The 24,015-nt window shown below is 75.2% G+C and carries 22 protein-coding genes and 1 pseudogene; 8 read left to right on the top strand and 15 right to left on the bottom strand.

The window, feature by feature from the left end:
• Together VNL12_RS12350 and VNL12_RS12345 are read left to right on the top strand one after the other, a co-directional pair.
• Positions 1-744 (top strand): annotated as a pseudogene (locus tag VNL12_RS12350) (hypothetical protein); the annotation flags it as partial.
• A 97-nt stretch (positions 745-841) separates the two neighbouring features.
• Positions 842-2,242, top strand: a complete 1,401-nt coding sequence (locus tag VNL12_RS12345) for an adenylate/guanylate cyclase domain-containing protein (protein WP_325594975.1) — start codon at positions 842-844, stop codon at positions 2,240-2,242.
• 13 nt (positions 2,243-2,255) lie between these two features.
• Here the strand turns inward: VNL12_RS12345 and VNL12_RS12340 are convergent, their stop codons facing one another.
• Complete coding sequence (locus tag VNL12_RS12340) at positions 2,256-4,949, bottom strand: hypothetical protein (protein ID WP_325594973.1); 2,694 nt, start codon at positions 4,947-4,949, stop codon at positions 2,256-2,258.
• 66 nt (positions 4,950-5,015) lie between these two features.
• On the opposite strand from VNL12_RS12340, the gene VNL12_RS12335 reads away from it, so the two are divergent.
• Positions 5,016-5,315 (top strand): GYD domain-containing protein, encoded by a 300-nt coding sequence (locus tag VNL12_RS12335; protein WP_325594971.1) that lies wholly within the window; start codon positions 5,016-5,018, stop codon positions 5,313-5,315.
• A 10-nt stretch (positions 5,316-5,325) separates the two neighbouring features.
• On the opposite strand, the gene VNL12_RS12330 is transcribed toward VNL12_RS12335, so the two are convergent.
• Both VNL12_RS12330 and VNL12_RS12325 read right to left on the bottom strand, forming a co-directional pair.
• Positions 5,326-5,547: a hypothetical protein gene (locus tag VNL12_RS12330; protein WP_325594969.1), complete on the bottom strand. Its 222-nt coding sequence runs from the start codon at positions 5,545-5,547 to the stop codon at positions 5,326-5,328.
• A gap of 3 nt (positions 5,548-5,550) precedes the next feature.
• The gene (locus tag VNL12_RS12325; protein ID WP_325594967.1) at positions 5,551-6,006 is read right to left on the bottom strand and encodes a hypothetical protein; all 456 of its coding nucleotides are present in this window, start codon (positions 6,004-6,006) and stop codon (positions 5,551-5,553) included.
• Between VNL12_RS12325 and VNL12_RS12320 the strand changes: the two genes are divergently transcribed.
• Positions 5,999-6,748 carry a ribonuclease HII gene (locus VNL12_RS12320; protein WP_325594965.1) on the top strand — a complete coding sequence of 250 codons (750 nt, stop codon included), beginning with the start codon at positions 5,999-6,001 and terminating at the stop codon, positions 6,746-6,748. The two genes, VNL12_RS12325 and VNL12_RS12320, sit on opposite strands and share 8 nt — an antisense overlap.
• Before the next feature lie 16 nt (positions 6,749-6,764).
• On the opposite strand, the gene VNL12_RS12315 is transcribed toward VNL12_RS12320, so the two are convergent.
• Positions 6,765-7,658 carry a hypothetical protein gene (locus tag VNL12_RS12315; protein WP_325594963.1) on the bottom strand — a complete coding sequence of 298 codons (894 nt, stop codon included), beginning with the start codon at positions 7,656-7,658 and terminating at the stop codon, positions 6,765-6,767.
• Between the two features lie 176 nt (positions 7,659-7,834).
• On the opposite strand from VNL12_RS12315, the gene VNL12_RS12310 reads away from it, so the two are divergent.
• Positions 7,835-8,263, top strand: a complete 429-nt coding sequence (locus VNL12_RS12310; RefSeq protein WP_325594961.1) for a hypothetical protein — start codon at positions 7,835-7,837, stop codon at positions 8,261-8,263.
• 23 nt (positions 8,264-8,286) lie between these two features.
• Here the strand turns inward: VNL12_RS12310 and VNL12_RS12305 are convergent, their stop codons facing one another.
• Positions 8,287-9,153, bottom strand: coding sequence for a dimethylarginine dimethylaminohydrolase family protein (locus tag VNL12_RS12305; protein WP_325594959.1), 867 nt, complete (start codon positions 9,151-9,153; stop codon positions 8,287-8,289).
• A 39-nt stretch (positions 9,154-9,192) separates the two neighbouring features.
• On the opposite strand from VNL12_RS12305, the gene VNL12_RS12300 reads away from it, so the two are divergent.
• The 3 genes from VNL12_RS12300 (at position 9,193) to VNL12_RS12290 (ending at position 12,425) form a co-directional block, all read left to right on the top strand.
• Positions 9,193-9,813 (top strand): hypothetical protein, encoded by a 621-nt coding sequence (locus VNL12_RS12300; protein WP_325594957.1) that lies wholly within the window; start codon positions 9,193-9,195, stop codon positions 9,811-9,813.
• A gap of 186 nt (positions 9,814-9,999) precedes the next feature.
• Complete coding sequence (locus VNL12_RS12295; RefSeq protein ID WP_325594955.1) at positions 10,000-10,797, top strand: hypothetical protein; 798 nt, start codon at positions 10,000-10,002, stop codon at positions 10,795-10,797.
• 53 nt (positions 10,798-10,850) lie between these two features.
• On the top strand, positions 10,851-12,425 hold the full coding sequence (locus VNL12_RS12290; protein ID WP_325594953.1) for a DNA polymerase Y family protein: 1,575 nt from the start codon (positions 10,851-10,853) through the stop codon (positions 12,423-12,425).
• A 140-nt stretch (positions 12,426-12,565) separates the two neighbouring features.
• Here the strand turns inward: VNL12_RS12290 and VNL12_RS12285 are convergent, their stop codons facing one another.
• From VNL12_RS12285 to pssD, 10 genes are all read right to left on the bottom strand, one after another.
• Positions 12,566-14,038: a sugar transferase gene (locus tag VNL12_RS12285; RefSeq protein ID WP_325594951.1), complete on the bottom strand. Its 1,473-nt coding sequence runs from the start codon at positions 14,036-14,038 to the stop codon at positions 12,566-12,568.
• A gap of 150 nt (positions 14,039-14,188) precedes the next feature.
• Positions 14,189-15,724, bottom strand: a complete 1,536-nt coding sequence (locus tag VNL12_RS12280; RefSeq protein WP_325594949.1) for a polysaccharide biosynthesis tyrosine autokinase — start codon at positions 15,722-15,724, stop codon at positions 14,189-14,191.
• A 42-nt stretch (positions 15,725-15,766) separates the two neighbouring features.
• Positions 15,767-17,479: a polysaccharide biosynthesis C-terminal domain-containing protein gene (locus tag VNL12_RS12275; protein ID WP_325594947.1), complete on the bottom strand. Its 1,713-nt coding sequence runs from the start codon at positions 17,477-17,479 to the stop codon at positions 15,767-15,769.
• The gene (locus tag VNL12_RS12270; RefSeq protein WP_325594945.1) at positions 17,476-18,423 is read right to left on the bottom strand and encodes a sulfotransferase; all 948 of its coding nucleotides are present in this window, start codon (positions 18,421-18,423) and stop codon (positions 17,476-17,478) included. Before VNL12_RS12270 ends, VNL12_RS12275 begins: the two co-directional genes overlap by 4 nt.
• On the bottom strand, positions 18,420-19,595 hold the full coding sequence (locus tag VNL12_RS12265; RefSeq protein ID WP_325594944.1) for a hypothetical protein: 1,176 nt from the start codon (positions 19,593-19,595) through the stop codon (positions 18,420-18,422). The genes VNL12_RS12270 and VNL12_RS12265 overlap by 4 nt, the downstream gene beginning before the upstream one ends.
• On the bottom strand, positions 19,592-21,004 hold the full coding sequence (locus VNL12_RS12260) for an O-antigen ligase family protein (RefSeq protein WP_325594943.1): 1,413 nt from the start codon (positions 21,002-21,004) through the stop codon (positions 19,592-19,594). The genes VNL12_RS12265 and VNL12_RS12260 overlap by 4 nt, the downstream gene beginning before the upstream one ends.
• Complete coding sequence (locus tag VNL12_RS12255) at positions 21,004-21,981, bottom strand: glycosyltransferase family A protein (RefSeq protein ID WP_325594941.1); 978 nt, start codon at positions 21,979-21,981, stop codon at positions 21,004-21,006. Before VNL12_RS12255 ends, VNL12_RS12260 begins: the two co-directional genes overlap by 1 nt.
• A gap of 14 nt (positions 21,982-21,995) precedes the next feature.
• Entirely contained in the window at positions 21,996-22,958 is a 963-nt protein-coding gene (locus VNL12_RS12250; RefSeq protein WP_325594939.1) for a sulfotransferase, read from the bottom strand.
• The gene (locus VNL12_RS12245; protein WP_325594937.1) at positions 22,955-23,497 is read right to left on the bottom strand and encodes a glycosyltransferase; all 543 of its coding nucleotides are present in this window, start codon (positions 23,495-23,497) and stop codon (positions 22,955-22,957) included. The genes VNL12_RS12250 and VNL12_RS12245 overlap by 4 nt, the downstream gene beginning before the upstream one ends.
• Positions 23,494-23,970, bottom strand: a complete 477-nt coding sequence (gene pssD / locus VNL12_RS12240; protein WP_325594935.1) for a PssD/Cps14F family polysaccharide biosynthesis glycosyltransferase — start codon at positions 23,968-23,970, stop codon at positions 23,494-23,496. The genes VNL12_RS12245 and pssD overlap by 4 nt, the downstream gene beginning before the upstream one ends.
• Positions 23,971-24,015: the final 45 nt, after the last annotated feature.

Here is a 24,015-nt window from a genome sequence, read left to right as displayed (position 1 = left end):
GCCGCTGCGGTGCTCGCCGCCGCCCCGCCGGGCCGCCCCGACGGATCCATCGATGGCGGCCGGCGGGCCGACACCCCCCGGGCCCTCGCGGCCGCTGCGGTGATCACGACCCGCATGGGCGCCCCGTCGCCCGACCTGTGGGCCCTGCTCCGCCGGGCGACGCCCACCTGGACGTGGTCGGACCCCGACCGATGGGTCGGCGACGACGGCCTGGTGCCCGCCCGGTTGCTGACCGCCGTGGCCCAGCTGTTCGTCGACGACCGGCCCGACAGCCTCGCTCTCGTGCCGTGGATGCCGTCGGAGTGGTGGGGGCGGGGCTGGGAGATCCACGCCGCGCCGACGCGGTGGGGCCACCTGTCCTACGCGGTGCGCTGGCACAGCGGGCGACCGGCGGTGCTCTGGGAGCTGGGCGACCCCCTCGACGGCGTCACCGCGGAACCCGTCCTCACCGCCCCCGGTCTCGACCCGACCTGGCGGGCCACGGGCCGCACCGGCGAGGCCCTGCTGGCCCCGGTCCGCCCGCCCGACGAGCTGGACATCGGCGCGGAGGGGCCCGAGCGCACCGGCGGGGTCGCTGTCGCCGCTCCGCCCCGCTCGGTGTGGCGCCCCGAGCACCCCGGGCCCGATGCGCCCTCCCGGCGCGGTCCCGACGGCGGGCCGTCCGAGGACACCGACGGCCCGAGCGCTCCTCCCGAGGGCGACCGCGGCCCGGCGGCACCGCCCGACGGGGGCTCGTTCTCCTGACCCGGCCCCGGCCGTGCCCCGACGTTCGCCCCTGCCCACCCCGTTGACCCCGACGGCCATCTGGCACTCGCCGCCCCGACGCGGGAGGATCCTCGGCGTGACCGATGCCGTCGACGGGCCGCCGTCCCTGCCCGTCGACGGCGCCGCCGGTGACGACGGCGCCCTCGGTGACGATCGTGAGGACGACGATCGCGAGGCGGAGCTGGTGACCCTCGACGACGATCCCGGATGGCTCGACCCGGACCCGGCGTTCGGCCTGCCCACGCTGCGGCGCCTGCTGAACGACACCGGCGTCGACGACGAGCTGGTCGCCCGGGCCGAGGAGGCCGGGGTGCTGGGCTTCTTCGCCATCGAGCGCTTCGCCGTGCCCGAGCCGGCCCGCTACGACCTCGGGGAGATCGCCGCGGCCACCGGCATGCCGGCCCAGCAGATCGCCCTCATGTGGCGCTCGCTGGGCCTGCCCGAGCCCCGACCGGGGGTGCGGATCTTCACCGAGGTCGACGCCGAGATGCTCGGCACCATCGCCGGGCTCATGGACCTGGGGCTGATCGAGCCCGACCTGGCCGCCCAGATGAGCCGGGTGATCGGCTGGTCGCTGGCCCGGGTGGCCACCGCCATGGTCGACTCGATCGAGGTCGACCCGGCCGGACGGGCCGCGGATGCCCCCGAGCTGGCCGTCTTCGCCGGCACCATGCTCCCCACCATGACCCAGGTCATCGAGCACGTCTGGCGCCGTCACCTGCAGATCGCGGCCCGGCGCCGCATCGTGCGCGAGCTCGACACCGGCGAGAACCGGGACGTCAAGGCGGTGGGCTTCGCCGATCTGGTGGGGTTCACGACCCTCAGCCAGCAGGTCGACGAGCACACCCTGGCGAGCATCGTCGGACGCTTCGAGGAGATCGCCTACGACACCGTCACCAGCTTCGAGGGGCGGGTCGTGAAGATGATCGGCGACGAGGTCATGTACGTCCTCGACGACCCCACTGAGGCGGTGCGGGTGGGCCTGGCCCTCGCCGATGAGTACGCCGCGGACGAGGCGCTCTCCGACGTGCGGGTCGGCTTGGCGTGCGGGCCGGTGGTCGGGCGCGAGGCCGACCTCTACGGCCCGGTGGTCAACCTGGCCAGTCGCATCGTCAACATCGCCTTCCCCGGCTCGGTGGTGACCACCGACGAGGTGCACGGGGTGGTGGGCGACGATGACCGCTTCGCGTGGAAGTCGCTCAAGCCCCGCAAGATCAAGGACATCGGCCGGGTGCCGCTGTGGGCGGTGCGCCCGGCCACCGACGTCGACCGGGCCGGCCCGCGCTCAGAGGTGCGCGAGCGGCGCACCGAGGCACGCGAACGGCGCCTCGACGCCCTCGACGAGAGTCGGCCGCACTCCCGGCGCGCCCAGCGCTCGACCCCGGCCGAACCTGACGGCGCACCGGTCTCGCACGACGATGAGCCGGCCCCGTCGGACCGCGACGCCGCGGCTCCGGACGACGGCGCTCACCGGTAGCTCCGGTCGATGATCAGCGTCGGGTCGCGATCGCGGCTCCCGCTTCGTCGAGGGCGAGGGTGGCGATGCCCCACGGGCGAAGCGCGAACGGTCCGTCGAGGCGGGCCTCCGGTCGGCCCCGCAGGTCGACGCGCCAGCCGGGCCGGTCGACGGTCACCGTCTTCTCGGCGTCGGTGGGGTTGAACACCCGCACCTCGAGGTGCCCGCCCCGGCGGCGCACGGACCCCACCTCGGCCCCCTCCACGGCCAGCGCGGTGTGGTCATCGGCGCGGTGCGGGCCCCGGGGCTTCGCCACCAGTAGTGGCAGGAAGGCATCGTCCACCAGAGCCCGGGGGTCGTCGGTGTCCACGGCGAGCCCGTAGCGCACGGTCGTGACCCCCTGCAGCTGGGCGCCGGGGGCGGCCACCACCGGCCCGGCCGGCACCGGGCGGGTCTCCATCGGGCCCTGCGACAGCAGCCCGGTGCTCCGCAGCAGCGTCAGGGCGAGGGCGCCGGCGCCAGTGTCGCCGATGTCGACCAGCTCGTACTCGGCCACGCCCTCGACGACGACGGTGAGGCCTCCGGCGGTGACGTGGTCGCGGGCCGGGAACGTCGCCAGCGGCACCTCGGTGGGCCCTCCCTCGGCTTCGAGCCCCCGGGTGACGGTGGCGAACGCACAGCCGGCCGCCGACGCGTCGGCCCGGCGGGGCAGCGGCAGGTGCACCCGCAGTCGGTGGTCGCGACTGCGGTTGTCGATCGTGGTGGCCACCCGCACCAGGCCCTCGCCGGCGTGCAGGGTGAGCGTCGTCACCACCGTGGTGGTGACCCACGAGACATCGGGTCCCCGGCGAGTGGAACCCTCGTCGAGGGCCTCGGGCCAGGTCCAGGTGGTGGCGATCTCGACCGCGCCCCGCACCGGGCCCTCCTCGGCGACCGAGGTCACGACGGCGTCGGGGCGGTCGACGAGCAGGTCGCCGCCGACCGGCGGGCACCAGTTGTAGGTGTCGCCCATGTCGCCGCCGTCGACGAGGCGGCCGTAGCCGGGCACCCCGTCGAGCGACCAGGTGCCATCGGCGGGATCCACCTCCACGGTGACCCGATCGTTGGCGAGGCGCGCCCGACCGTCGGCCGCGACGGCGACGGTCACCGGGTCGACCTCGAGGGGGGTGGGGTGCCAGCGGGCCCACGTGAAGCCGCGAACGCCCGTTCGGGCCGCGACCCGCACCGATGCCGGTCGGTCGCGCCACACCGTCACCGGCGTCGCCGGTGGCCCGCCGGCGCCCACCTGGGAGGCCCGGGCGCGCACCGCGGGCCGGTCGAGCTCGACACCGCTCCCGGCGCCGACGACGACGGTGACCTCGTCGCCTCCGTCGTCGATCTCGACCTCGGTCAACGTGGGGTCGCGATCGAGCACCCGGGCCACGACCTCGCCCAGGTTGGCCCGGCTTCCTTCGTCGACCCGACGCCGGCCCGCCACGACCTCGAGCACCTGGGTCCCGGGCGGGGCCTCGGCCTCCTCGACGAGCAGCTCGATGACCCCGGCGCGGGCCCGGGCCGCCGGGTTCAAGATCAGCGCGCCGGTGCCCCCGGCGGCGGCCCCGATGTGGCGCAGCGCACGGGCCGTGAGGCCGTCGGCCAGGTCGATGGCCTCGTCGTAGCGGTGGAGCACGGCGTCGACGACCGGATCGACCGAGCAGGCGCAGATCGAGTCGTGGGCCGCGTTGCGCACGACCAGGCCCCAGGCCTCGCCGAGGAACGCGTCGGGCCACTCCTCGGGTGCCGCGAACAGGGCCCACAGCGGCTCGGCCCGGCGCTCGAGGCCGACCTCCGCCCGGGCGGCGCGGTGGCGCACGTCGACGCGGTTCGAGGTCACGCCCATGAGCACGTTGGTGCGGGCCCCCGAGCGCATCTCACCGGTCCACGCCGGCAGCGCGGCGCGGCCGCCGGCGGCGGCCTCGAGCCCGGCGACGCGCGTCCGGACGTGATCGGCCAGCGAGCACACCCGCAGGTCCCACTCCTCGGAGAGGGCGTCGGCCTCGTCCACCAGGCGGCCCAGGGCGGCCTGGGGCATGAGGTGGTCGGTGCCGTTCATCCACAGCAGCGGGTCACCCGAGCGGGGCTCGTGGCGGTCGGCCCAGTCCGAGATCCGCGACAGCAGCTCCTTGGCGTCGCCGGGGAGCACGGCCCCGTTGGAGTACCCGTCGGCGAGGTACTCGGCGGTCACCTCGCTGCCGTCGGGGGCGATCCAGCGGAAGGCGGGGGCGTCGATGGCCCGCGGGATGCCCCGCCACACCACGGCCTCGCCGAAGCCGAAGCCGGCCAGGATCTGGGGCATCTGGGCGATGTGGCCGAACATGTCGGGCAGGTAGCCCAGCTCCATGGCCCCGCCGAACTCGGCAGCCCGGTCGAGGCCCATCTCCATGTCGCGGATGATCGTCTCGCCCGACACGAGGTACTCGTCCATGAGGATGTACCAGGGGCCCAGGGTGAGGCGCCCGGAGCCCGCCAAGCGACGGATCCGGTCGGCCTCGTGCGGACGGATGGCGAGGTAGTCGTCGACCACCGCCATCTGCCCGTCGAGCATGAAGTGGGCGTAGCCGGGATCGGTGTCGAGGCGGTCGAGCAGCCCGTCGAGCAGGTCGACCAGGCGCATCCGGAACGACTGGAAGGGGCGGTACCACTCACGGTCCCAGTGGGTGTGGGGGACGATGTCGACGCGACGAGCCATGACGGCCACGCTACGCGCCGCCCCGGCCCGGAGAGGGCGCCGTCGGGGCGCGAGTAGGTTCGGTGCATGCCCAAGTACGTGATGTTGTCGACCCTCGGTCCCGATGGCGCGGCCCGGCTGCGGGACGACCCGCAGCGGCTCAAGGCGGTCAACGCCGAGCTGGAGGCCATGGGCGTCAAGGTGCTCGAGCAGTACGCCCTGCTCGGGCCGTACGACTTCCTGAACATCCTCGAGGCGCCCGACGAGGTCACCATGGCCCGGGTCGCCACCGCCCTCGGCGCGCGGGGCACGTTGAAGACCCTGACGCTCACCGCCATCGACGTCGACACCTTCATCGACTCCCTGGGCGAAGGCGTCGGGCGCTAGGCGCTGCTTCTCAGATCCACCACATCGAGTTGCGCCGCTCGCGCCGCACCGACGGGCGGGGGAGGGCGCTCGGCAGCACCGCGTCGTCGGAGGTCCGCCGGACCCGGTAGCCCTCCGGGGCGATCTCCTCGACCACGAACCCGCGGTGCCACTGGCCCTCGAAGCCGTCGCGGACCTCGACGCGCGTGCCGGGCTCGAGGTCCGACTGCGCCGGCGCGTCCTGTTCGGTCACCGGTCACGCGTTTCCGCGGAGGACGGTGACCAGTGCGACCACGGCCACCACGCACGCGACGGTCGGGACCGCACGATCGGGGGCGGTTCGTCGAGGGCGGGCACCGACCGACCCGCTCCGGCCGATGGAGGCGATCCCGGCCGCCGAGCCGATCGAGGCGATCGAGCCGGCGGACGCGATGGAGGCCATGCTGGCGACCGAGCCGATGGACAGGATGCTGCCGGCGGAGCCGATGGACAGGATGCTCCCGGCGGAGCCGATGGAGAGGATGCTGCCGGCGGAGCCGATGGACAGGATGCTCCCGGCGGAGCCGATCGACCGGGTCGGCCGGGGCCGGGTCTCGCGACCGTCGACCCGGTGGCGCGCCTGGGAGCGGAGCGAGGCCGCGGGGGCCGACGACGGGACGGGCAGCGAGCGGAGGGGGCGGATCGCGGAACGGTAGCGTCGGGCCGTGCCCACTCGCTCGCCATCGACCCGGCCCCGCCCGAGGATGCGGCGCGCCCTGCAGGGCGGGGCGCCGTCGCTGGCCGTGGAGCGCGAGCTGTGGGCCGAGGGCCACGGTGTCGTCGTCGGCCTGGACGAGGTGGGCAAGGGCGCGTGGGCCGGGCCGTTGACCGTCGGTGCCGCCGTGCTACCGGCCGACCGTCGGGTCAACGGCGTGCGCGACTCCAAGGCCCTGACCGAACCCGAGCGCGAGCGCCTCTTCGACCGGGTGGCCGGGTGGTGCCGGGCCTGGGCCGTCGGCCACGCCAGCGCCGCGGAGTGCGACGCCCTCGGCATGTCCGAGGCCCAGCGCCTGGCCGCCCGCCGGGCGCTGGCGGGGCTCGGCATCGTCCCCTCGGCGGTGCTGCTCGACGGGCGCTGGGACTTCGTGGGCGCGAGCACGACCCGGCTCATCGTGAAGGGAGACGCGACCTGCCTGTCGATCTCGGCCGCCTCGGTGCTGGCCAAGGTGACCCGTGACCGCATCATGCGAGGCTTGGCCGCCACCCATCCCGGCTTCGAGTTCGACGCCAACAAGGGCTACCCGTGCCCCCGGCACAAGGTGGCGCTCCGGGGCCAGGGACCCACGGCCATCCACCGAGTGAGCTGGGCGTTCGTCGACGACCTGCCGTGGTCCACCGGCGCCCGCGAGCGGGCCATCGCCCGGCTGGCGGTGCGGGCGGGGAACCACCCCGACCAGCCGCGCCTCTTCCCGTAGCGGTCGGCGGGTCCCGTCAGCCCCAGCCGGGCGGCAGCTGCGCATCGGGCGGACGGGGACCGCGCACCGGCCGCCCGGTGCGGCGGGCCTCGGCCCGGGCCTCCTGCGGTGTGGGCGCCGCCTCGTCCGGGGACCCGTCGCCAGGGGCCCCGTCGGTGACCGGATCGCTCCACGGCGGCGGCGGCGGAGGGGTCGCGGCGCGCTCGTGGTCCGGGCCCCACCCAGGGTTCGGCGGGGCCGGGGTCCAGCCCGTGGCGGGTGGCACCGGACCGGTCGGCGTCGCCGTCGGCCCGGACGTCGGCTCGGGCGGCGGCTCGGGCGGCGGACCCGTCGGCGGTCCGGCTGGCGCATCGCCCGGGCGCGGCGCCCATGGCGCCGGGGTCATCTCCGAGCCGGGTGGGCCGTAGGCGCCGGGTCGGGAACCGGCGGCCCGGCGACGCGACCGCACCACGAGCAGGACGACCAGCCCGACGACGACCACCACCAGGACACCACCGCCCAGCAGCGCGACCAGCACGCCGATGCCCACCCGGTTGATGTCGTCGGAGAGCTCGCCGCCGTCGTCGAGCTTCGCAGGGCGGTCGCCGTAGCGCTCCTGCATCTGGGCCCGGGTGACGGTGCGGCCGTCGCCGTCGATCGTGATGCGGGCCTCGGCGAAGCGGCGCGGGAACGTGTCCCACACGATCTCCGCGGCGGCGTCGTGGCCCTCGTCGGTCGTGTCGCCCGAGGGGGCGCCGGCCCGGACGGTGAGCGCCACCGGGTCGCCACCCGACACGTTGACCTGCGTGGAGGTGAAGCCGGCGGACTCCAGCTCGGAGCTGAGGTCGGTGAACGCCCGGACCGTGCTGCACCCGGCGAGCACGGCCAAGACGACGAGGACGAGCGCCGCTCCCCACCGGGGGCAGCGCATCGATCGTCTCGCGGCGGACGGGTCCGGCCGGATCGGCTGTGGGTGCTCCACATCTCCCCCTGGGTCGGGTGCCGCCCGAGCCTACGGGCCGCGCCCGGTGGCCCACGTCCGGTGCCCGCGCCGGAGGGCCCTGCTCCGGTGGGGAGCAGTCCCGGGCGCGCTCGTAGGGTAAGGGGGTGGCCGCCGTCCTCTCTCCCCGCAGCCGGGTCCCCGCCCTCGCCCTGGCCGGGTGGACGCTGCTGACCTGGATCACCCGGGTGCCGCTCTTCGTGACCGACGAGGAGCTCGGCGTCGGCGAGAAGGTGCTCTCCACGTTGCCGGTGGCGGTCTTCGTGGTGCTCGCTGCGGTCACCGCGGTCGCGGTGCTGCGCCGGTTGGTCCGGGGTGACACCGCGGTGCGCGCCCTGGCGGGCTGGTCGCTCGCGTACTGGGCCGTGCGGCTCCCCCTCATCTTGGTCAACGACCACCCGGTGCCCTTCTACGTCGTGCACGCCGTGCTGGCCCTGGTGGCCGCCGCGCTGTCGATCCTGGCTCTGGCGCGGCTGTCGTCCGAGGGCGCCGGGCCCCGACCGGCAGCCCGCGTCGGGTCCCGTTCTTCGGCCTGAGCCCCCCCGTCGCCCGGCTGCGCTCAGGGGCCGCCGGTCGGGGCGACGAGGTCGACGTCGAGGGCGAGGGTGAGGCAGCGGCACGCCCCGCCGGCCTTCAGGAACTCACCGACGTCGACGGCGACGGGGTCGAAGCCCCACGCCTCGAGCTGGCGGCCCACCCGCGGTGGCACCTCGGGCATGACGACCGTGGTTCCCACCACGACCGAGTTGGCGGTGAACGAGAGCGCCTCGGTGTCGGTGAGCCACAGTGGCTCGGGCACCAGCGACTCGATGGCCTTGGTGCCGTAGCGGTCCCACCCGACCGGTGCGCAGAGGGCGCAGCGGTCATCGAGCGGGCAGAACGTGATGTCGAGGTGGTAGAGCCTTTCGTCGACCAGCTCGAGGGGGCGGACGATGGCGCCGGTGAGCACACTGAGGGGGGTGGTGGCAGCTGCGTCGGAGCGGAACCGGTAGCCCGAGAGCAGCACCGGGGCCGACCCGCGGTCATCCGCGCCGAACGGGAGGGCGTCGCCGGCACCCTCGTGGCCGAGCTCCGCGGGCAGGCGCTCGACGGAGAAGCCGCGGTCGGCGAACCAGGTGGCGAAGCGCTCGGTCTCGGGCTGGCGCTCGGGGTGGCGGAAGTGCGCGGGCACGAACGTGGACCCCGACACGACGCCGGCGTTGGCGGTGAAGACGAGGTCGGGGACCTCCTCGTCCTGGGTGATCTCATCGACGGTCGCGCCGGCGCGGCGGAGGGTGGCGACGAGGCCCTCCCACTGGGCGAGGGCCCGGTCGGGGTCGACCGCGACCTCGGCGTGCATCCAGGGGTTGATCTCGTAGAGGACGCCGAAGTGGGTCGGGCGACAGCAGAGGAAGTGTCGCCCCCAGCTGAGGTCGCCGGCGGCCATCGGAAGAGTCTGACCCCTCAGCAGGTATGTTGCCCGGCCATGGGTCAGCCGATCGTCGTCGTGGAGAAGCCCTCGATCGCCAACCCGGGGATGGTGCGCTTCGAGACCAACCGGGCGCTCACCGGCATGGGGCACGAGCGCTACCTGGCGGGGACCGAGGTGCGGGGTGACCGCCCGCCCGACGAGATCGCTCGGCGCCTGCTCGCCCTCGGTGGGATCGAGGCCGTCCACGTCAACGGCAGCGTGATCACCGTCGACCTGATCAAGGACCACGGTCCGGCGGGCATGCGCGAGGTGATCGAGAGCCTCTTCATCCACTACCCGGCGGTGGCCGAGGACGAGGTGGTGGTCCCCGACGCCGACCAGCCCGAGACCGAGGGGGAGCTCGTCGAGCAGGTCGCCGCAGCCGAGACGGCCGCCCCGGACCCTCATCACGAGCCGGCCCGGACCGGGTCGGACGCCGCGGCCGAGGCGATGGTCGCATCGGGCGGGGGCTCGGCGTCGACGGCCGCGTCGTCGGAGGCCGCCGCCGACGCGGACGATGCGACCGGCGTGGATGGTGCGACCGACGCGGCCGACCCGCCGGCCGACCCGCCGGCCGATGCCGATGCCGATGCCGATGTCGAGGCCGATGTCGAGGAGCCCGACCCCGCACCGTGAGGTCGCAGGGCGTCGTCGTCACTCGTCGGCCAGCGAATCGACAGCGAATCGCCCGCGGACGGCCGTCATGGGTGCGAGGCAGGTTGTGTCGGTCAGCGAATCGACGTCGAATCGCCATCCGACGGAGTGGACGCTCCTCGACCTGAGCCCTTGCCGGATGCGAACGCATGTTCGATACTGAAGGTGATGATGTCCGCCCCGGTCCCCGCCTCCCGCCCGGTCGTGCCCCTCGACCTGTTGGAACAGCGCACCCGTCCGGTCACCCTGGCCGCCGAGCGCTCGCTGCCGGTGCCGGCGGCTCTGGCCCCGCTCCTGCCCGACGGCGCCCTGCCCCGGGGATCGACGGTGGAGGTCGCCGGCCCCGGCGCCACCAGCCTGGCCCTCGGCCTGGTGGCGGCCGCCTCCGCCGCCGGATCGTGGACGGTGGCCGTCGGCGCCGCCGACCTGGGTCTGGTGGCGGCGGCCGAGGCCGGCCTGGTGCTGTCGCGCACGGTGCTGGTGGCCTCGCCTCCACCGGAGCGGTGGGGCACCGTGGTCGTCACCCTGGCCGAATCGGTCGAGATCCTCCTGGTGCGGCCGGTGGGTCAGGTGCGGGCGGCCGACGTCCGTCGGTTGGGCGCCCACCTGCGGACCCGCGGCGGGGTGTTGGTGCGGCTGCCCGGCCCGGGCTCGTGGCCTGAGGCCCCCGACATCGCCCTGCAGACGTCTCAGCCCGACTGGTGGGGTGCCGTCCCCGCCGACCGGGCCGACGGCGCCGGCCGCCTGCGGGCCCGTCGCCTGGTCGTGGCGGCCACCGGTCGACGCCGGGCGGCCCGTCCCCGCCGCATCGAGCTGTGGCTGCCCGGCGCCGATGGCGCCCCCGTCCCGGTCGTGGCCGAGCCGCACCGGACGGGGACCGACCCGCCCGGAGCGACCCCGCCCGAGGCTCCCCGTGCCTCGACCCCGACCCGCCCTCCCGACCCGGGCTGGGCCCACGCGGTGTGAAGCCGGCGGGAGGGCAGGAGACCGATCGTCCCGAGCGGAGCCTCGTCGCCCGGGTGCCCGATTGGCCCGTGGTGGCCGCCGGGCACGACGGCGACGAGCCGGTGGTGGTGGTCCGCGCCAACCGGGTGGTGGCGGCCTCGGCTGCGGCCCGCGCCGTCGGGGTGACGGTCGGGCTTCGCCGCCGTGAGGCCCAGCGCCGCAGCCCCGATGCGCTGATCGTCGCATCGGATCCTGCCCGCGACGCCCGCGCCTTCGAGCCGGTGGTGGCCGCCCTCGACGCGATCACCCCCCGGGTCGAGGTCAGCCGACCCGGCCTGGTCGCCGTCGGCACCCGAGGGCCGTCGCGCTACCACGGGGGCGACGCCGCCCTGGGTGCGCGGATCGTCGCGGTCCTCGCCGCCACCCTGCCCCGGCCCGCGCCGGTGCGGGTGGGCGTGGCCGACGGGATCTTCGCTGCCACCTGCGCAGCGCACCGGCCCCGGCGCCCGACGCCCGGCGCCGCGCCCGGTGCGGCGTCCGGCCCGGTGACCGTGATCGCCCCGGGGGAGACCCCGGCCTTCCTCGCCTCCTGGCCGGTCGCGGTGGCCGCCGTGCACCTGGGCACGGCTGAGGCCGACGCCGCCGCCGACGTGCTGGGTCGCCTCGGCCTCCGCACCCTCGGATCCCTCGCCACGCTGGCCGCCACCGACGTGCTGGCTCGCTTCGGCACTGACGGCGTGCTGCTCCACCGCCTGGCCCGGGGCGTCGATCCCCGCCCCCTCGCGGCCCGGCGACCGGCCCCCGAGCTGGCCGTGGGCACCGAGATCGACCCCCCGGTCGAACGGGTCGACGCCCTGGCCTTCCGCGCCGTGGCGCTGGCCGACGACCTCCACGCCCGCCTCGGGTGCGACGGCCTGGCCTGCCTGCGGCTCGGCATCGAGGTGGAGACCGAGCACGGCGAGCTGCGCCGTCGGTCATGGCGCCACGAGGGTGGGCTCACCGCCGCCGCGGTGGCCGAGCGGGCCCGCTGGCAGTTCGACGGGTGGCTCAACGGGCCGGTCGCCGATCGGCCCACCGCCGGGATCACCCGCCTCCTGCTCGACCCCGAGGAGGTCACCGCGGCGCGTGGTCGACAGCTCGGGTTCTGGGGCGGGGAGACCCGCATCGACGAGGGCGCGGCCCGGGCCCTCGCCCGGGTGGCCGCCTTGCTGGGAACCGATGCGGTGACCGTGCCCGAGGTGAACGGGGGCCGGGGGCCTGCCGATCGCATTGGTTCGGTCCCCACCTCGGCCGTCGACCTCACCGGGGAGAGGGCTCTCTCCCGTCCCGGGGGCGAGGGCCCCTGGCCCGGGCGCCTTCCCCCACCGTCACCGGCGCTGGTGTTCCCCGAGCCCGAGGTGATCGACCTCCTCGATGCCGCCGACCAGCCGGTCCGGGTCGGGGGTCGGGGCGTCATCAGCGCCCCGCCGAGCCGGATGGGCCGCCACCCCGTGGTCGGCTGGGCGGGACCGTGGCCTGCCGAGGAGCGGTGGTGGGACCCCGACCGGGCCCGCCGCCGGGCTCGGGTGCAGGTGGTGCTGGGCGACGGCTCGGCTCACCTCCTCGCCCTCGAGCACGGCCGCTGGCACCTCGAGGCCACCTACGACTGAGCGGGCGCCGTGTCGGTGCTGGTCGGGCCGGTCATGGCGACTCGTTCGCCGACCTCGTGGCTGTCTCGCTGATGCCTGACAGACCGCTGGCCGCCACGGCGCCCATCCCCTGCTCGACGAGGAGGAGCGGTGCGTCGGGGTCAGGAGGCGCCGCTGCGGAGGAGGACGACGGGGATGGTCTTGGCCAGGATGGCCAGGTCGATGAGCAGCGACCAGTTGTCGACGTAGTAGAGGTCGAGGCGGGTGTAGTCCTCGAACGACGACTCGCTGCGCCCGTTCACCTGCCACATGCCGGTGATGCCGGGCGTGACCCGCAGGCGCTGGGTGAGCAGCGGGTCCCAGGCCTCGGTCTCGTGGGGCAGCGCGGGGCGGGGCCCGACCATGCTCATCTCGCCCCGCACCACGTTCCACAGCTGGGGCAGCTCGTCGATCGACGTGCGGCGCAGGAAGCCCCCGACGCGGGTGACCCGGGGGTCATCGCGCATCTTGAACAGCGGGCCGTCGGCCTCGTTGTCGGCCATGAGGTCGCGCCGGCGGGCCTCGGCGTCGGCCACCATCGTCCGCAGCTTCAGCACCTGGAACGGACGCCCGTTGCGCCCCACGCGCACTTGGCGGAACAGGACCGGCCCGGGCGTGTCGATGCGGATGGCGACCATGGCCAGGGCCACGAGGGGGCTGGTGGCCACGAGGGCCGAGAGGGCCAGGACCATGTCGAAGGACCGCTTGGCCGTGCGGCGCCAGCCGTCGCGCTGCACGGGCTCGACGTAGACGACCGGGAAGCGGCCGAGGGGGCGCACCACGAGGCGCTGCGAGGCGATGTCGCGCAGGGTGGAGGACAGCTCGACGTGGACGCCGCGGTCAAGCAGGTCGCGGGCCAGGCGGTTGGTGGTGGTGCTCTCGATGGCCGAGGCGGCGACGATGACCGACGCCCCCCGACGCGAGCGCAGGATCTCGGCCGCGTCGGCCACGGTGCCCAGCAGCGGCACGCCGGGCACGGGCTCGGGGTCGGTCACCGTGTCGTCGACGAAGCCGAGCACCCGGTAGCCGAGCCACGCATCGGTGCGCAGCATCGCCGCCAGCTCACGGCCCTCGGGGTTGGCGCCGGCGATCACCACGTTGCGGATCAGGCGGCCACGGCCGCGGAGAGCGGCGAAGACCCGCCGGGCGATCTCCCGCTCGATCGACACGAGGAGCGTCACGGTCACGAACAGCACCACGATGCGTGACCGCGGGAGCTCGACGTCGCCGAAGAACCCGACGAGGGCCACGCCCATGGAGCCGAGGAACGTGGCGTTCACGATGCGGCGGACCTCGTCGATGCGGCGCCCGATGAAGCGGATGTTGTAGAGCCGCTGGCCCGAGAAGATCGCCAGCCACAGCGGCAACGTGGCCCCGCCCAGGAGGAGGAAGAGCAGATCACCTCGGGCGTTGGTGTCCCGGACGGCGGGCACGGTGAGCAGCGTGCAGGCCAGGATCGAGATCATGACGGTGGTGAGATCGGCGGCGCCGAGGGCGAGCTTGGGGTCGATGCGGGGCGGCCGCGGGTCGGTGCCGGCGACGACGTCGGCGGCAGCATCGACCCTCAGGTTGGTGGCGGCCTGTGTCAGCGTCACGGATGGTTCCCCTTGCGTTCAACGATCGGCCACAGAGAGTAGTCGAAATCTGACCGACAGGCACGTTTCGGAGGCGCGGCACCGCGACCATCGGCACGCACACGGGGTGACATGAGCTGCACCGAGCCCAGGCGAGGCCGACGGCCGGGGTCAGGAGCGGATGCCGTAGGCCGAGGCGCTGGCCGAGCGCCGGCGGGAATCCGCGTCGTTGTTGATGGCGGCGCCGAGCACCTTGGCCCCCGCCAGGGTCAGCTCGGTGCCGGCCTCGGCGACCTGGGCGGTGCTGGCCTGGGCCAGGGACACGACCATGAGCGTGGCGTCGAGCAGCGGCGCCAGCACCAACACGTCGGCCACGGCCAGCACCGGCGGCGTGTCGATGATGACGAGGTCGAAGCCCTGGGCCAGCTCGAGCAGGGCACGAGTGGAGCTCTCCGAGCCGAGCAGGTCGGTGGCGTTCTCGACCGGTGATCCACGGGTGATGATGGTGAGGTCACCGACGCGGTGCTCGACCTCGTCGATCGTCCGGTGGCCGAGGAGCAGGTCACTCAGCCCTGGGCTGGCCGGCAGGTCGAAGAGCTCCTCGATGCCGGCTCGCCGCAGGTCGGCCGAGACGAGGATGACCTTGCGGCCCCCCTGGGCCAGGGCCACGGCCAGGTTGGCGGCCACTGTGGTCTTGCCCTCATCAGCGACCGAGCTGGTGATGGCGAGGGTGCGCACCTCCTGGTCGCGCGAGGCGAGCACCACCGACGTGCGCAGGCGTCGGAAGGCGTCGGCCTCGAGCCCGGCGGGGGCGTGCACGGTCACGAGGCGGGTGCCGGGGTGGCGGTGACGCTCGGGGAAGGTGGGGATGCTGCCCAGCACCGACACGCCGAGGGCGCGCTGGAGGTCGGCCGCGCCCCGCAACCGGGTGTCGAGGCGGTCGAGGACGAAGGCGGCCCCCAGCCCCAGGAGCAGTCCGGCGGCGAGGGCGGCGGCCAGGGTGCGGGCCAGGCCACGGGGCTGCGGACCCTGGGGCAGGCGGGCCGGGGTGATGATGGTGCCGCCGTCGACCAGCGTGCTCTCGAGCTCGGTGAGCTGGCCGGTCAGGTCGCTGAGCGTGGTCGACGCCCGGTCGATCTCGTCTTGGGCCTGCGCCGCCTCGGCGCTGCCCTCCTCGGCGTCGTCGCGCAGGGCGACCTGGGCGTCGATCCCTTCTTCCACCGACGCGATGCGCTCGCGGAAGGTCTCGCCCCGGGTCTCGATGGTGGCGCTCTGCTCGGACTCCTTCTGGGCCAGGTACGCCTCGGCGAAGGCCTGGGCCCCGCGCTGGGCCGCCTCGGGGCCCGCCGCCGCGTAGGAGACGATCAGGATCCGCGCGTCGGGCGGGGCCTCCACGCTGACTCGCCCCAGGAGCGTGCGGGTGTCGTCGGAACCGGGGATCGCCTCGGCGGCGCGCGCCGCCACCAGCTCCGAGCGGATCACCGCCAGCTCGGTCTGCACCTCGGCGGTGACCGCGGCGGGGGTCTGGGTGTCGGTGGCGGCGGGCAGGGCGATCTGGGCGTTGGCCCGGTAGACGTCGGGGCGGGTCAGGCCGTAGGCGGCGCCGAGCAGGACGCAGATCGCCACCGCGGCACCGACGACGACGTAGCGCCGGCGGATGACCCCGAGGTAGTCGCCCAGCTCGACCGATGCCGGTTCAGCGGCCATGGGGGTGTCCTCCGGGGGAGCGGTGGGTGGTGGTGAGGTCGGTCATGTGACGGCCCTGCGGAGCACGTCGGCCATGCCCATGCGGTCGGGGCTGTGCACCACGCCCACGACCAGCACGGCTCCGCCCAGGGTCACGCCCAGCAGCAGCCCGGGCAGAGTGGCGCCCAGAGCGGCGCGGGAGGCGACGAGGGCCACCCCTACGCCGGCGCCGATGGCGAGGGCCCGCAGGCTGCGCGCCCCGAACGGCGAGATGCCCAGCAGCTTCCACATCTGGGCCATCGGCACCGCGTTGGCCACCACCAGGCTGAGGGTCCAGGCCAGCGCCGCGCCACGGATGCCGAGGTGGGGGATGAGCACCAGGTTGGCGCCGATGTTGGCGGCCAGGGCGATGCCGGTGTTGATGAGGCTCAGACGGCTGCGCCCCGCCATCAGCAGCAACATGTCGATGGGGCCGGCGGCGGCGGCGAGAAGGAACCCGGCGCCGGCGATCACGATGACCGTGGCCCCCTCGTCGAAGCCGTCGCCGAACGCGGTCACGAGGAAGGGGGCGAAGACCATGGCGGTGAGGTACGCCGGCCAGGCCAGCAGCACCAGCCAGGCGGTGGCGGACTGGAACAGGCGGCGGGCCCCGTCGGTGCCGTCGGTGGCGAGCACCGCGGCGATCTGCGGGCCGAAGGCGATGGCCACGGCGTTGCCGGCCACGTTCCCGACGATCAGCCAGCGGGTCGCGGCGGTGTACACGCCGACCGACTCGGTCGACTCGAGGGCGCCGAGCATCAGGGCGTCGACCCAGAGGATCGTGAGGGCGAAGACCCCGGCGAAGGACCGGGGGAGGGCGAAGGCCCAGAAGCGGCGGCGCAGCTCCCGGCCCGCGATCGGCTCCGGCACGCCGGCGGTGGGGGCGGCGGGCTCGGGAACGGCCCCACCGGTTGCCGCGCCGGCGCCGGGGGACGCGTCCAGGCCGTCGAGGTCACCGGTCCCGACGAGCGGTGTCGCCGCCGGGGTGCCCGGCGGGTCGAGGCGGTCCCTGAGCGACCGCTCGGCCCGGCGCACCAGGACCGTGGTCCACAGCGCGATCGGCACCAGGGCCACGGCGTAGGGGCCGGCCCAGGCCAGCCCGACGGCGGTCGTGCCGCCGCCGGCACCGATGACCACCAGCATCAGCACGGGCAGGGAGGCGGCGCGGCCCAGGCGCTCGGTGACCACGCCCGGCACCATGGTGCCGAACCCCCGCGACCCGCCCTCGATGACCTGGTACACCGTCGCCACCGGGATGAACGGCGCCAGCACCCGCAGGTAGGTCGTCAGGTCGTCGGCCGAGCTCCCCGCTTCCTCGCCGCCGGAGGTGAGCAGGCGGCCGAGGGGCTCGGCCACCACGAACAGCGCCGCAGCGGCGGTGGCCGACACGGCGGCGACGGGGACGAGGGCGATGCGGAAGAGGTGGCGCACCTCGCGGTGGCGGTCTCGGGCGAGGAACCGGCTGGTGAAGCGGACGAGGGCCAGGTCGGTGCCGGCCATGGCCGAGCGGGCCACGATGTTGAACACCGCGATGGCCAGCAGCAGGGCCCCGGCCCCCGCGTTGCCGAGCTGGCGGGTGATGACCACGATCAGGGCGAAGTTGCACAGGCCGTAGACGCCGAATCCGGCCAGGTTGATCAGGCTGGAGCGGCCGAGGGCCCGGCCGCCGGGGTCGCCCGGGTCCTCCGAGGCCACCACGGCCGTGGGTCCGGCGGGGCCGGGGACGAGGTCGGTCACGGCGCGACGGTCCACGGGGGCGGCGTGGGGAGCTCGGCGCGCAGCCAGGCGTCGGACTCCGCGGTGGCGGCGCGGATCTGGGCCGCGGCGGAGGCCGGGATCGAGCCCTCACTCCGTGGGTTCCACCGCCCCGGGGTCACCTGGCGTCGGCTGAGGCCGAGGAAGTCGTGCAGGCGGTCGAGGGTCGGGTCCGGGCGTTGCTCCAGGTCGTCGGTGTAGAGCACCAGCACCCGCTCGCGTCCTACCGCAGCCCACAGGCGCGCGATCTGCTCGGCGTAGCGTCCCCTCGCCACGTACGACTGGTGCTGGTGAGCCAGGTGGCGGCCAGGTCGCTGGGCGAGCGTGAGCTCGGCGCCGCGGAGGCGGGCGGCCTCGGCACCGATGGCGTCGCCGAAGTCGGCGAGGGGCTCCCAGCCCCGGGCCCGCTCGTGGTGAAAGTGCGACCAGGCCCTCGTCACCGGGTCGCGCAGGATCATCACCAGCTTGACCCGGGGGAGCTGTTCGGCGATGCGGGCGGGGGCGAAGGGGTGGAAGCCGTAGTACGGCGCGGCCTCGCCCACCGCGACCTGCTCACCGACGCGTGCCGCGTCGCGGGCGACGACGGCGCGGAGCGCGAAGTTCGAGCGGTACCACCCGGGCGAGCGGTGGTACTCGACGTCGAACCAGTGCGCGCCCTTGGTCAGCCGCGGGAAGCGCACCGCCGGGTGGTCGGCCAGCAGCCGGTAGAGGGTGGTGGTGCCCGAGCGCTGGGCGCCGACGATGAGGAAGTCGGGCTCGACCCGCCACGCCGCGGTGGGGCGGGCCACGTACTGGGCGCCGCGCAGCGCAGCCAGGAACAGCCGGTAGCGCACCATCTCGGGCACCTTCGGCGCCGTCTTGGGGCGACCCGAGGGACTCCGGTCGGGCTCGGCGGCGGGCGACGGGGAGGTCGAGGGGGCGGTCATGGGGTGCTGGTAGCCCTCCGGCCGAACGTGGGATCGGCGTCGTCGTCGATGGCCCGGGCGATGGGACCGCCGGGGCCGAGGGACCCGGTGCGGGCGTCCTCGGCGTAGCGGACCCGCAGGGTGGCGAGGTAGGCCGAGATCACGAGGGGCACCTCGCCGGGCCCGTAGCCGAGCGCCACCAGGGTGTCGGCCTCGCGGGCGACGACGGTCCCCACGGCGAGCGCGAGATCGGCGCCGTCGCGCAGCAGGGCCACCTGCACCCGGTTGTGCACCAGGTCGAGCCCGAGGGGCACCGGGCCCCCGGCGCGCTCCCAGTCCCACACGTGGAGGCGGTCGCCCTCCCACGTGGCGTTCCACGGGGCCAGGTCGCCGTGCCAGGTGCCGAAGGGCCACGACCGCGCGCCCAGGGCCACGTCGAGGTCGTCGAGCAGGGCGCCGATGCGGCCGTCGGGGTCGGTGCCGGGGGTGGCCACGGAGGTCCGCAGCCGCTGCCACCACGCGCTGGCCGTGGCCTCCTCGTGGGTGGTGGGCCCGGCGATGGCCCGGATCACCGGGGCGGTGAGGGCCAGGTCGTTGGCGGTCTCGGTCATCTCCAGGTGGGCGAGGGCGAGGAGGCGGTGGCCCCGCCACGAACCCGAGGCCAGCACCTTCGGGGTCACGACGGGATCTCCGGGCGCACGGGTGAGGGCGTCGGTCTCGTGGGCGACGAGGCGGTCGGTGTGATCGTCGACGCCGAGCTTGACCCAGGCCACCGTCGCCCCGTCGCCGCCGATGGCCTGGATGACCGGCTTGCGGTTCGGGCGGGGGGCGCCGAGGGCCACGGCCAGGTCGATGTCGGCCCGGCCGAGCAGGGCGGCCAGGTGGCGGCGCAGGCTCGGGTCCGCATCGGTGCCGTCCGCGACCCGCACCCGACCGGGCACCAGGCGCGCCGCACCGAGGCGCAGCGCCGGGCGCAGGACCAGCCGGGTGAGCACGTCTCGTCGCGGGTCGGCCGCGGGTCGGATGAACGTGGCGCCCGCGGCGCGCCCGGCGGCGGGTAGCACGTAGCGGGGCCGGGTCGGGCGGGGGAGCACCGCGTAGGCGCGCCGGGGCCCTGCCGGCGCGCCCTCCGGTGCGAGGAGGGCGACCACGGCGTCGAGGGCGGTGGCGTCCGAGCGCAGGGCCGGGGTCATCGGCCCACCGCCAGCGGCCGGTCGTCGCCGGTCCTGAGGTCGGCCTCCTCGTCCTCCGCGCCGTGGCGGACGGCACGGAAGCCCAGGGCGGCGGCGATGAACACGATGTGCAGCGACGACGGGATCATGTCGTAGACGAGGATCTGCACCAGGCCCACGATCAGCACCACGTGGCACCAGAAGGTGATCGACGGCCCGGCGCGGGTCTCCCAGATCAGGCGCAGCCAGGCGGCCAGGAACACCCCCAGCCCCACGTACCCGGTCGACACCAGCACCGTCCAGAACATGCCCTGGGTGCCGATGTTGGGGTAGATCCGGTCGCCGGGGAGCGGCCGGGGGCCGCCGAGGCCGATGACGGGGCTCTCGAGGGTGGTCGTGAAGGCGGCCTCGTAGAGCAGGGTGCGCCCCTTGGAGCTGTGGTCGTTCTCGGCCCGGCCCTCGACGATGCTGCCCACCGGGGTGAAGACGATCACCAGCATCCCCACGGTCACGAGCGCGAGCAGCGCCTTGCGGGCCAGGCGGGCCACGTCGCCCGAGCGCCCGGCGGCGTAGATCAACGCGATGCCCAGGCTGAGCCAGAGGCCACGGTTGAGCGAGATGAACACCGGGATCAGCGACGCCCCCAGCAGCAGGTAGGCCAGCGAACGACGACGGGCGTCGGGCGCCTGGAGCCACGACAGGAAGAAGAACGGCAGCAACAGGGCGTAGGCCGAGCCCCAGTCGTTGGTGTAGACGAACGGCGCCTTGGGGCGTCCGAGGGGGTAGCCGAGGATGTCCTGCACCTGGGCGAAGCCGGGCGTGACCAGCTCCTGGAAGAACTCGTTCGACGCGATCGACCCCGGCAGCAGCCGCGCCGTGAGGCTCGGCAGCGATCCGTCGGGCAGCAGGGTGCCCAACCACCCCCCGATCACCACCACGACCCAGAACCCGGCCAGCAGCCGCACCAGGTGCGCGGAGGGGATCTCGTCCTCGTCGGAGCCGACGATGGCGAGGAAGAACACGGTGCACGAGGCGTAGTTGGCGAACCGCCACAGGTAGGCGAACGGCAGCCCGCCGCTGTCGAGGGCGGTGAACGACAGCACCACGAACACGAGGTACAGCAGCCACAGCCCGAAGCCGATCGGTACCCGGATCGGCCGGCGGCGGGTGATGAGCCGCACCGCCAGCGGGGCGGCGAAGACCGGCCAGATCAGGGCCCCGGCGCCCAGGGCCCACCAGAGCGGGAACCCGCCGATGCACAGCGTGATGGGCCAGTGGGCAGGCAGGCGAGCGACCCGCCCCGCCGGGCGCCCGGTCGCCCGACCGCGCGCCAGGCCGGGGGCCACCTCGTCGATCCGGCGGGTCCTCCCGCTCAGGCCGGTCGCGCCGAGCGGGGCGCGACGGTCGCGGAGCGCTCCGGCCACCGCCATCAGATGCCCCGGCCGCCGGCCTGCAGGGCGCGCAGCACCCACTCCGAGCGCACCGCTCCCGAGGCCACCAGCAGCGCCAGCCAGGCCCGGGGCTGGCGCCGGTCGCGGCCGAGGGCCCGTCGCGCCGTGACCCACGCGCCGCGTCGGTCGCCCATCGACGCCCGGGCGAAGGCCTGCTGGCCCTCGATGCGGGCCAGCCCGGCGGGCACCGTCGCCAGCTCGGGGTGGGCGGCGACGAGGTGGTCGAGGGCGTCGACGATGGTCTGCCAGCGCTCGGCGAAGAACGACGACCGGTGCCAGAACACCTTGGCCAGCGGCAGGTTGACGGCGCCGACATCGGCCCGCCGGGCGGCGCGCAGGAGGAAGTCGTAGTCCTCGGCGTAGCTGCCGGGCAGCTCCTCGTCGATGAGGCCGATGCCGTTCAGCACCGCGGTTCGCCGGACGAGGTAGGTCGATGGGTGCGCCTCGGACACCCGCGACCGCAGCAGCTCGGCGTGGGTGATGCGGGACCGGTCGAGCACGCGGGTCGACACCCGGCCCCGGGCCGCGACGAGGACTCCGGCGGTCACCAGCTCGAGGGCCGGGTCGGCGACGAGCAGGGCGACCTGGGCGGTCAGCTTGTTGGCCAGCCACAGGTCGTCGTCGTCGCAGAACGCGACCAGGTCACCGGTCGCGGCGGTGAGCCCGGTGTTGCGGGCGCCGGCCAGGCCCGCCACCCGCACGTTGCGCAGGGCCCGCACCCGGCGCCGGGCGCCCTCGGGGGTGACCTCGTCGCGACCGAGGTCGGCCTCCGGCTCGGACTGGTCGAACACGGCGAGCACCTCGAGGTCGCCGTCGTAGCGCTGGGCGAGCACCGAGGCCACGGCTCGACGCAGCAGGACCGGGCGGTCGCGCGTGGCGATCACCACCGTCACCGATGGAGGGCGCGCCTCGTCGGGTCGCTGCTCGTCGCCGTCGGGGCGCGCCGGGTGGTCCACGGGTGCCCTATCGGTCACTGGGGCCGCCGGGTGTAGCCGTAGGCGAAGAGCAGAGGAGCGGTGAGGGCCGTGACCACCCGTCGGTCCGCCGCGGGCAGCGCCTCGCGCCAGGCGTCGTCGCGGCGCAGCGGCACCGTGCCGGTGCCGAAGCGCATGGGGTTGCCGGCGACCGAGTGGCTGGCGCCCAGCCGGGCGCCGTCGGGGGTCAAGAAGGCGTCCCACCCGGGTGCGAGGTGCAGACCGGTGGGGGCCAGCACGGCGCGCAGGGTGGCCGCCGGGTCGACCAGCAGGTCCTCGTAGCGCAGGCGGTGCACCGCGGTGCCGGTGGCGCTGAGGGCGGCCAGCATCACGTTGAACGCGTCCCACCACGCGGCGGAGCTGGCGGGTGAGTAGCGGGGCATGAGGCCGTCCTGCTGCTCGGGGCGGGCCACCTCCTTGGTCCACGAGTAGGCCACGCCCCGGCTGTCGCGCACGATGTGGGTGACGCAGACGTCGACGGCGCGCAGGTGGCGCAGGGCGAAGGCGGTCGAGGCGTGCTTGGAGGAGTCGACGAGCACCGCGGCGCCCGACACGCGGGCGGCGGCGAGGTACAGGCGCTCGAGGCGGGCCACGTGGTCGGCCAGGTCGCGGCGGAACCCGGCGCGCACCGGCACCGCCAGCAGGGGCAGGTGGCGGTTGCGGTCGACGCGGTGCTGGAGGGCCTGCCACCCCGGACCGTCGACCTGGTCCCACCCGCCGAAGGCCATCCGGCCCACCTCACCCCAGAACGCACAGCTCGCCAGGCGCGCACCACAGGCACAGGGTTCGCCCTCGACCAGCCCCCGGGTCGGCAGGTGGACCACCTCGCCCAGGGTCGTCACGCCGGGCACCGCGCCCAGGAGGCGCTCGAGCAGGGTGCTGCCGCTGCGCCCCGAGCCGCCGAGGTAGAGGACGACGGGACGGTCGGGGGTGGGCGGCTTGGGCCGGGCGGCGCTCACCGGGCCAAGAGCCCGTCGACGAGGTCGCCGAAGAGGGTGACCGCCGCGGGTGGTCGATCGGTGCCCGCGGTGGTGACATAGGCCGTCGGGTCGGCGACGGCGGCGTCGATGTGGCGGCGCAGGTCGGCCTCCTCGGTGACGCAGACGGCCTGGCCCCGGTCGTCCATCCACCGGCCGAAGCTCACCTGGTGGTCGTCGACGACCTCGCCCCGATGGCCTCGCCGCGGCACGATCACCGGGAGGCGCCCGGCGCCCCGGGCGTCGAGCACGGTGCCGGGCCCGGCGTGGCCCACCACCACCCGGGCGCGCGCCATGAGGGCGGGGATCACCGCCGGGTCGAGCACGGCGTGGCCCTCGGCGTGGCGCGGCGCCGGGGCCGTGCCGTGCTGGATGACGCACACCGAGCCGGGGTGGTCCGCGGCCCACCTGTCGACCCACTCCACGAGACGGGTGAAGGGGTGGTGGTCGGTGCCGAGGGTGACGACGACGTCGAGCGGGCCGGTGCCCTCGACCGCCGAGGGGACGGGTCGCGGCGTCACAGCAGCGGCCCGATCACGACGCTGCGGGGGTAGAAGGCCTGCTGCTCGGCCCACTGCACGCAGAACAGGTCGGTGAGCGGGCGGCACATGCGTCCGGTGAGCGTCGGGCTGTCGACCCGGTCGAACACCTCGACGTACACGGTGGGGATGCCCATCCGCCGGGCCAGCAGGAAGAACGGCACGGCCACGCCGGCCCCGTTGCTGACGATCACGTCGGGGCGCTCGTCGCGCAGCACCCGGCGGGCGAGCACCAGGTTGCGCAGCGCGTTGGGCAGGTTGCGGGTGGTGGGGTGGTGGGCCCACCAGGTGCGTTCCGAGGCGAGGTGCGAGCGGGCGTCGGCCCGGTCGAAGGTGACCCACGCCCGATCGAGGGCTGCCCACCACGGGCGCAGGCACAGCAGCTGGGCCAGGTGCCCGCCGGTGGAGCAGACCAGCAGCACCCGCCGGTCGCGAGGGGTCGGCTCCGAGGTCACAGGGCCGCGACCCCACTGGCCACCCCGGGCCCGATCCGGTGCCCG

The sequence above is a fragment of the Iamia sp. genome, assembly GCF_035575815.1.
In the GTDB taxonomy this organism is placed as follows: domain Bacteria; phylum Actinomycetota; class Acidimicrobiia; order Acidimicrobiales; family Iamiaceae; genus Iamia.
This window is presented reverse-complemented; position numbering and strand designations above follow the sequence as displayed.

What these genes read in the sequence shown, in the direction of transcription:
- VNL12_RS12340 (WP_325594973.1), bottom strand. Translation starts at nt 4,949, where the DNA reads ATGGCTCGTCGCGTCGACATCGTCCCCCACACCCACTGGGACCGTGAG.
- VNL12_RS12335 (WP_325594971.1), top strand. Translation starts at nt 5,016, where the DNA reads ATGCCCAAGTACGTGATGTTGTCGACCCTCGGTCCCGATGGCGCGGCC.
- VNL12_RS12315 (WP_325594963.1), bottom strand. Translation starts at nt 7,658, where the DNA reads ATGCGCTGCCCCCGGTGGGGAGCGGCGCTCGTCCTCGTCGTCTTGGCC.
- VNL12_RS12305 (WP_325594959.1), bottom strand. Translation starts at nt 9,153, where the DNA reads ATGGCCGCCGGCGACCTCAGCTGGGGGCGACACTTCCTCTGCTGTCGC.
- VNL12_RS12300 (WP_325594957.1), top strand. Translation starts at nt 9,193, where the DNA reads ATGGGTCAGCCGATCGTCGTCGTGGAGAAGCCCTCGATCGCCAACCCG.
- VNL12_RS12295 (WP_325594955.1), top strand. Translation starts at nt 10,000, where the DNA reads ATGATGTCCGCCCCGGTCCCCGCCTCCCGCCCGGTCGTGCCCCTCGAC.
- VNL12_RS12280 (WP_325594949.1), bottom strand. Translation starts at nt 15,724, where the DNA reads ATGGCCGCTGAACCGGCATCGGTCGAGCTGGGCGACTACCTCGGGGTC.
- VNL12_RS12270 (WP_325594945.1), bottom strand. Translation starts at nt 18,423, where the DNA reads ATGACCGCCCCCTCGACCTCCCCGTCGCCCGCCGCCGAGCCCGACCGG.
- VNL12_RS12265 (WP_325594944.1), bottom strand. Translation starts at nt 19,595, where the DNA reads ATGACCCCGGCCCTGCGCTCGGACGCCACCGCCCTCGACGCCGTGGTC.
- VNL12_RS12260 (WP_325594943.1), bottom strand. Translation starts at nt 21,004, where the DNA reads ATGGCGGTGGCCGGAGCGCTCCGCGACCGTCGCGCCCCGCTCGGCGCG.